The sequence below is a fragment of the Nitrosopumilus sp. b1 genome, from assembly GCF_014078545.1.
Classification (GTDB): Archaea; Thermoproteota; Nitrososphaeria; order Nitrososphaerales; family Nitrosopumilaceae; genus PXYB01.
Genome location: NZ_MU078775.1, coordinates 1 through 990, shown reverse-complemented (window position 1 = coordinate 990; position 990 = coordinate 1). Strand labels below are relative to the sequence as shown.

The following is a 990-nucleotide window of genomic DNA, read 5'->3' as shown; positions in this document are numbered from 1 at the left end:
CTCAAGTGAATTTTTGGTGTTTTTAGAGTATATGATGCTTTAATTGGATGAAATGTTGACTGGGATCTTAAAGCTAATGTTATAGATCTAGTGAGCAGCTTAGTGTATTTTCCATTTGCTTTATTGCCTCATTGCACACCATACTATCAAAGCTAAAAAATCCTCGAAACTTGCCGTCTTGGAATTCTTCTGCAATCACTCCAAATGTTCCTGTTTCTCCCTTTGTAAAGACGCTCCAAATGTTGACTAGCTCTGTATCCATACAATTTAGGACATTGATTTTAGGTGAGAGAAAAAACTGGGTCTTGCCAAAATCTGCAATGACTGAAATTTTTGGAATCTGATCAATTAGATTTTCATATCTAGTTTCTACAAACTTGAATCTGCTTGGCTTTTCAAAAGAGCTTACAAGTGGAGCATAGTTTTGTTTTGCATAATCTTCAATTAATCGACTTAGACGAAATAGTGGCCTTCTATCTGAGCTAAAATTATGAAACCTTGACTCTATGAACTCATCTAGTCCCCATTGTGGTACTTGGGAATTTCCTGGATTGTGCAGCTGTGCAAGCTGTGGAAATTTCTGCCAGAGAGTTCCTAAGAATCCGTCATACGGGTCAGCCATTGTACTATGTTTCATTTTGTAGGATTTAAGCCCCGGGCTTTTTTTAAAACAAGATGGAATCAGTTTGGGAATGCTAAGAGACTATGATGGGACAGGTGCAGTCTCTTTTGTGGAATTGTCTCGTGGATCATAGCCGCGTTTTTTGTGAATAGAGTCAATTACTCCTTTTGTAAATTCATCAAACTTTGCGTCTTTCATAGAGTCTACTACCTCATCGACTGTTTTGCTCATGTCGATTTTTTTGCAACGCCTGTCAGCTTCTGAGCAGTAAAACTCGATATATTTTTGGATGTAATCATATTCACGTCCGTCTAGTCCTAGCTCAAGTCTTCTTCGGCTGAGTCTTTCTCTCCATGTTTCACTCATTG

General features: G+C 38.2%; 2 protein-coding genes. Both read right to left on the bottom strand.

Annotated elements, in window-relative coordinates; genetic code table 11:
• Positions 1–79: 79 nt before the first annotated feature.
• Positions 80–622, bottom strand: coding sequence for a hypothetical protein (locus C6988_RS10675; RefSeq protein WP_182135418.1), 543 nt, complete (start codon positions 620–622; stop codon positions 80–82).
• Between the two features lie 81 nt (positions 623–703).
• The coding region (locus tag C6988_RS10670) for a hypothetical protein (RefSeq protein ID WP_182135416.1) at positions 704–990 on the bottom strand (287 nt) is incomplete at its 5' end.